6 protein-coding genes and 1 pseudogene are annotated in these 6,499 nt (G+C 72.1%); 3 read left to right on the top strand and 4 right to left on the bottom strand.

The annotated features are described in order from the left end of the window. Window positions 1-77: 77 nt before the first annotated feature. Entirely contained in the window at window positions 78-1,376 is a 1,299-nt protein-coding gene (locus I5E_RS00290) for an ABC transporter substrate-binding protein (protein ID WP_031260815.1), read from the bottom strand. A 133-nt stretch (window positions 1,377-1,509) separates the two neighbouring features. On the opposite strand from I5E_RS00290, the pseudogene I5E_RS27255 reads away from it, so the two are divergent. The 3 genes and pseudogenes from I5E_RS27255 to I5E_RS22395 all read left to right on the top strand — a co-directional run. Continuing rightward, a pseudogene (locus I5E_RS27255) lies at window positions 1,510-1,623 on the top strand (hypothetical protein); the annotation flags it as partial. A gap of 8 nt (window positions 1,624-1,631) precedes the next feature. After that, window positions 1,632-2,594: an ROK family protein gene (locus tag I5E_RS20790; protein ID WP_441294315.1), complete on the top strand. Its 963-nt coding sequence runs from the start codon at window positions 1,632-1,634 to the stop codon at window positions 2,592-2,594. Window positions 2,595-2,726: 132 nt separating this feature from the next. Continuing rightward, window positions 2,727-3,302, top strand: coding sequence for an RNA polymerase sigma factor (locus I5E_RS22395; RefSeq protein ID WP_148286803.1), 576 nt, complete (start codon window positions 2,727-2,729; stop codon window positions 3,300-3,302). Window positions 3,303-3,430: 128 nt separating this feature from the next. On the opposite strand, the gene I5E_RS00275 is transcribed toward I5E_RS22395, so the two are convergent. From I5E_RS00275 to I5E_RS00265, 3 genes are all read right to left on the bottom strand, one after another. Beyond that, window positions 3,431-3,928, bottom strand: a complete 498-nt coding sequence (locus tag I5E_RS00275) for a hypothetical protein (protein WP_022905239.1) — start codon at window positions 3,926-3,928, stop codon at window positions 3,431-3,433. Window positions 3,929-4,084: 156 nt separating this feature from the next. After that, window positions 4,085-5,278 carry an alpha-hydroxy acid oxidase gene (locus I5E_RS00270; protein WP_042723424.1) on the bottom strand — a complete coding sequence of 398 codons (1,194 nt, stop codon included), beginning with the start codon at window positions 5,276-5,278 and terminating at the stop codon, window positions 4,085-4,087. 128 nt (window positions 5,279-5,406) lie between these two features. Beyond that, window positions 5,407-6,499 (bottom strand): rhamnulokinase (locus tag I5E_RS00265; protein ID WP_022905237.1); only part of this gene is annotated, 1,093 nt, incomplete at its 5' end.

Below are 6,499 nucleotides of genomic sequence, written 5' to 3'. Positions count from 1 at the left end.
CGCGGGCGGCGCCGCCCCGTCGGCGGCTGCCCGCCGTCGTGACGGATTCCCTTGTCGTGGTGGCCAAGGTCGTCTCCTTACGCGGCCGTGCCGTGCGCGAGACGCGCCCAGTCGCCGTCGAGGGTGCGGAGTTGGGGAGCGGGGGCACCGCCGAAGGCGATGGACTGCAGGTAGTTCGCCACCGGGATCTCTGCGGGGATCAGCTGCGAGGCACCCAGGTAGAAGTTCGCCTGGTCGTACGAGTCCTGCATGCCGCGGAGCGCCGGGTTCGACGCCGGCGGCGAGTCCTTCCGGACGCCGAAACCGTTGTTGTCGGCGTTGTACTCGTCGCTCACGGCGGGGCTCATCAGGAACGACAGGAACTCGCGCGCCGCCTCCTTCTTGCGGGACGCCTCCGGGATCCAGAGGCCCAGGTCGACGTTCACGCGCACCTTGTTGTCGGCGGCGTCGTCGGTCGCCGGGAACGGGAACGTGCCGAGCTCGATGTCCTTGTTCGACTTCGCGATCTCGCCGAGCGCCCACGGCCCCTGCAGGTACATCGCGGCCTTCCCCTGCGCGAACGCGAGGTTGCCGTCGCCGTACCCGCGGCTCGCCGCGCCCTGCTGGTGCCACTGCAGGAGGTCCACCATGCGGTCGACCGGTGCGGCGAAGTCCTTCTCGAACGAGACGCTCGAACCCGAGCCGACCTTCGTGCCCTCGCGGTCGAGTGCCGCGAAGGTCTGCTGCAGGTCGAGCATCCCGCCCACCGAGTAGTCGAACATGCCCTGGGCGATCGTCCAGTTGTCCTTGTACGTGCCGTACATCGGCGTGATGCCGGCCTTGGTGAGCCGTTCGCAGACGTCGCGGAACTCGCTCCACGTGGTCGGCACGTCGATGCCCTGGTCGGCGAAGATCTGCTTGTTGTAGATCACCGACGCCGCGGTCACCGAGTACGGCAGCACGCTCGTCCGACCCGGGTAGTCCGCGGTCTGCTTCATGAGCGGCCACAGGTCGGGGTTGATCGTGTCCTTCTCCGGCAGGTCCGACAGGTCCGAGAGGGCGCCGTGCTCGACGAACGACACCATCGCGTAGTTGTAGTTCAGGCAGCCGAGGTCCGGCGGTCGGTTCCGGACGAAGTTGGCGGACATGTTCGACGTCGAGTCGCGGATGACGCGGATCTTCGACTGGCTGTCGTGGAACTTGGCGATGACCTCGTCGAAGTAGCCGATGACCTCGGGCTTCGACACGTAGAAGGTGATCGTCTCGGGGCGGCTGCTCGAGGAACCGAGCGGGGCACAGCCGGCGAGGGCCAGGCCCGCACCGATGCCGCCCGCCCCGAGCAGGAACCCGCGGCGGCTGAGCGCGGCGGCGTTCCTGGTGGTGGCGTGTGTCTGCACGTCGTCTCCGTCCGTCCGGACCCGGCGTCCCTGCCGTTCCGGTTCGCGGTCCGGCTCCGGTGCCGCCCGCACGACTTAATCTAGCGAGAAAATCTAATTCCGCAAGGAACTGTTTCCGCGGTAGTGTGCGGACATGCCGCCACCCCGTGGAACGAGCGCAGAGACGCTGCTCGCGTACGCCTTCTCGGTGCGGGCGTTCACCGCGACCGAGGCGATCGACGCCACCGGGCTGACCCGCTCCACCGTCCTGTCCGCGTGCGAGGAACTCGTCCGCCTCGGCTGGGTCCGCGAGCTCGACGACGCCCGCGCCGCGGGGGAGTACGCATCGGCCGGCCGGCCCGTCGGTACGAGCTCGACACCACCGCCGGCGTCGTGCTCGGGATCGACGCCGGGCAGCACCGCGTCACCGTGCTCGTGGCCGACGTGCGCGGCACGGTGCTCGGTCGCGCCGAAGGGACCCTCGGCGACTCCGGTCTCGACGTGCCGGTCCGGCTCGGGGTCGTGGGTGAGACCGTCGCGGCCGCGCTCCTCGACGCCCGGGTCGACCACGACCGGGTCCTCGTCTCGGTCGTCGGCATCCCCGCGCCCGTGGACGCCAGCGGTGCGTCCCCCGGCGACGGCGGGTTCTGGGACCGGATGAACCCGGGCTTCGCCGATGCCGTCCCGGGACGCCTGGTCGTGGTCGAGAACGACGCGAACCTCGCCGCGCTCGCCGAACGGCCGTCCTCGGGCGACGCCTCGTTCGCAGCGCTGCTCTCCGGCGAGCGGTTCGGCAGCGGGCTCGTCGTCGACGGCGTCCTGCTCCGCGGTGCCCACGGCGGCGCGGGGGAGATGCGCGTGCTCGACCTCGTCGACGGGGTCGGCTCGTCCGACGGCATCGGTGCCACCGCACGTCGACTCGTCGCCGAGGCGCTCGCCGCGGGTGCGGTCCCGGCGGACAGCCCCCTCACGGCGGACGCCGATCCCGCTGTCCTCTTCCGCGCGGCACGGGCCGGCGACCCCGTCGCCCTCGACATCGTCGACCGCCTGAGGGACCGGCTGGCGCGGGTCTGCGTCCTGCTCGTGAGCCTGCTCGACATCGACCGCGTCGTCGTGGCCGCGCCATCGCCGAACCCGCCGCGCCGTNCATCGAGCGGGCACGCGTCTGGCTCGACGGCGCGGGGTTCGACCCCGTCCCCGAGATCGTCGCGTCGACGCTCGGCGCCGACGTCGTGGTGATCGGCGCCGTGGCGCACGCGGTCGACGCGGTCCGGGCGGCGCCGCTGTCGTTCACGCTCACGACACGCCCGGCAGCCGCCGTGCTGTGACGATCGGACCGGTCCGGACACTGCTGGGGTGAAGGGGGTGGTCATGGACCGATCACGAGAACCGGACGCCGCACTGGTCCGGGCAGCGGGGAACGGCGACCGGGCAGCGGGCGTCGCGCTCTTCGACCGCTACGTGGCGACGGTGACCCGGTACGCCTGGGCGCTCGTCCCGTCGCGCCAGGACGTCGAGGAGGTCGTCCAGGACACGTTCGTGACGCTCTGGCGACGGGCGGGCACCGTCGAGCTCCCCGACGAGTCGATCCTGCCGTGGTTGCTCGTGGTGAGCCGGAACCACGCGGCGAACCTCCGCCGCAGTCACCGGCGGCACCAGGGCGACGACCTGCCGGACGACCTGCCGGCTCCGGTGGAGGACGACGACGCCCGTGACCGGCTGCGCTGGGTCAGCACGGAGGAGGTCGACAACGTCTTCCTCGCGATGGGTTCGACCTCCGAGGCGACCCTCGACGAACGGCTCGGTGCGGACGAACGGGCGGGTTGGACGTGCACCGACCGGCTCGGTGGGCGGGCCTGTCAGCACAGCGAGTCGTCTGACCACTACGGCGACCGATTGGAGACCACCCACACGTTCTTCGTCCGGGGGACACGTGGATCTCGGTGACGCAGACCAACACGCCGACGGACGGGCTGCTCGACGTGCTGGTCCGACAGACGTGGCGGTGAGACCGGGACGGCCGGGCGGTGCTGACGGCGTCGAGGACCGCCGGCATCCGCTCGGGCGCCGGCCGGTCAGCCGGCGTCGTCCGCGCTGATCGTCACCGGCAGGCTCGCGCCGGACCCCTCGCCGTCGTGGCTGCTCACGTCGAGGACGGCGTCGCCGACCGGCAGGTCGTCGGGTAGGTCGAAGCGCCCGGCGACCGTGAACTGCTCGCCCGTCGGGGTCGGACGTCCGAGCAGCACCGGGGCGCCGGTCGACGCGGGCGTGATCGTCACCGTGACGTCGTCGGACGCGCGGAACGTGCCACCGGTGTCCTCGCAGTCGCGGTAGAGCCAGTCGACGTGCAGGTCGACCGTGCCGCCGGGGCGCAGGTCCGAGTCGCCGAGCTCGATCGAGGTCCCGGCGCAGGACGCGGCGGCCCCGTCCTGCGCGCCGCATCCCGAGAGCACCCCGCCGGCCAGCAGCACCACGACCATCCCCGTCACCGCACGACCCTGTCCCCACCGCATGTGGTCATCCCACCACGGCGGACCGGCCGACGAGGTCACGATCTCGTTGCGTCCGGGCACCCGCTCCGAGCCTCGCTGACCCCGCCGGAACGACACCTGCGCCGAACTTCGAATCCGACGTCGAACCAGCGGCGGTGCCTGGTTCGACGTCGGATTCGTGGTTCGACGTCCACGTCGGCCACGTCGGACGGACCGCCGGCCGGACCGCCGCGCCGGTCAGGCCCGCGGGACCGGGATCAACCGCTGCAACTGCGTCACGTGGCCCGGTTCGAGTTCGTCGAGCGAGGCCACCCCGAGCAGCCGCATCGTCCGCTCGATCTGCTCGGACAGGATCTGGATCATCCGGTCGACCCCGGCCTCGCCGCCGGCCATCAGGCCGTACAGGTACGCCCGCCCGACCATCGTGAACCGCGCCCCGAGGGCCACGGCGGCGACGATGTCCGCGCCGGACATGATGCCCGTGTCGAGGTGCACCTCGGTGTCCATGCCGACTTCCTTGACCACGGAGGGGAGCAGGTGGAACGGGACGGGCGCGCGGTCGAGCTGCCGGCCGCCGTGGTTGGACAGCGTGATCCCGTCGACGCCCATCGACGCCAGGCGCTTCGCGTCCGCCAGGGACTGCACGCCCTTGACGACGACCTTGCCCTTCCACTGCGACCGGATCCACTCGAGGTCCTCGTACGTGACGGTCGGGTCGAACATGTGGTCGAGCAGCTCCCCGACGGTGCCCGACCAGCGGTCCAGGGACGCGAACGCGAGCGGCTCCGTGGTCAGGAAGTCGAACCACCACCACGGCCGGGGGATCGCGTTCACTACGGTGCGGGCGCTCAGCTGCGGCGGGATGGAGAACCCGTTGCGCTTGTCCCGCAGGCGGGCCCCGGCGACCGGGACGTCGACCGTGACGAGCAGCGTGTCGAACCCGGCCTTCTCGGCGCGGGAGACCAGCGCCATGGACTTCTCGCGGTCCTTCCACATGTAGAGCTGGAACCAGTTCCGCCCGTGCGGGTTCGCGTCACGGACGTCCTCGATCGCGGTGGTGCCCATCGTCGAGAGCGAGAACGGGATGCCCGCGCGTCCCGCGGCCCGGGCCCCGGCGCGCTCGCCCTCGGTCTGCATCATCCGGGTGAAGCCGGTCGGGGCGATGCCGAACGGGTAGGCGGTGGGCGCGCCGAGCACGTCCCGCGTGGTGGAGACCCGTGACACGTCGCGGAGGATCGACGGGGTGAACTCGATGTCCTCGAACGCCTGGCGGGCGCGGGCGAGGGAGATCTCGGCCTCGGCGGCGCCCTCGGTGTAGTCGAACGCGGCCTTCGGCGTGCGCCGGGCGGCGATGTCGCGCAGGTCCCAGATCGTCAATGCCGACTCGAGGCGCTGCCGCCGCCCCGGCAGCGAGGGCTTCTTGAACTGCATGAGCGGCGCGAGGTCGCGCACCGTCGGCAGCTGGCGCTTGATCGGTGTCCGCCGGTTCGACGGCGTCCCCGGGGTCGCCGCGGGGGCGCCCGTCGCGGGGTCGACTCGGTGCTGGTCGTCGATCGAGGTCATACAGACATCCTACGTCTCGGAGGGGATTGTGGGGTGGTGTGCGCGGACCGCGGGGAGTACCGCACCGGGTCGACGGATCGGGCGACCATCGCGCGCAGGGCCTCGAGCGACGCCCCACCGAGCCCGCCGAGCCCGACCGCCCGCGCCTGGACGAGGACGTTGCCGAGGGCGGTGGCCTCGACGGGGCCCGCCAGGACCGGGAGTCCGGTGCGGTCGGCCGTCAGCTGGCAGAGCAACCGGTTCTGCGATCCACCGCCGACGATGTGCACCTGTCGGATGTCTTTCCCGGTGATGCTGCGGATCGTGTCGAGCGTGTCCGCGTACGCGGTGGCCAGGGACTCGAGGATCGACCGCACGGTCTCGGCCCGCGACGCGGGCGCGGCGAGCCCGTGGTCGCCGCACCAGGCGGCGATCCGGGCCGGCATGTCGCCCGGCGCGGTGAACACGTCGTCCGCGACGTCGAAGACGGGGACCGGAGCGGTGACGGCCGCGGCGGCGGCGAGGAGCGCCTCCAGGTCGACGGCGTCGCCACCCCGCTCCCAGGTGCGCACGCTCTCGGAGAGCAACCACAGGCCCGACACGTTCTTCAGGAACCGGACGCGGCCGTCGACGCCGCCCTCGTTGGTGCAGTTGGCCTCGCGCGCCGCGTCCGACAGGACGGGCGCGTCGAGCTCGACGCCGACGAGCGACCAGGTGCCGGACGAGATGTACGCGAAGTCCGGATCCGTGGCGGGTACGGCCACGACGGCCGAGGCCGTGTCGTGTGACCCGACGAGCGTGACCGGCGCGGTGCCGCCGACAGCGTCGGCGACGGCGGGCAGCAGCGGACCGAGTCGGTCGCCCGGGTCGCGCAGCGTGGGCAGGAGTCCGCTCGGGAGGCCCGCAGCAGCCCGCAACGCCGGATCCCACCCACGGGTGGTCGCGTTCAGGACACCGGTCGTCGAGGCGTTCGTCCGCTCGGCCGCCTCGACGCCGGTCAGCCAGTACCCGAGGAGGTCCGGCACGAGCAGTGCGCGCTGCGCGAGACGCAGGGACGGGTCGGCGGCGAACTGGAAGAGGGTGTTGAACGGCAGGTGCTGCAGGCCGTTC

It is taken from the genome of Curtobacterium sp. B18, from assembly GCF_000333375.1.
GTDB lineage: Bacteria > Actinomycetota > Actinomycetes > Actinomycetales > Microbacteriaceae > Curtobacterium.
This window is presented reverse-complemented; position numbering and strand designations above follow the sequence as displayed.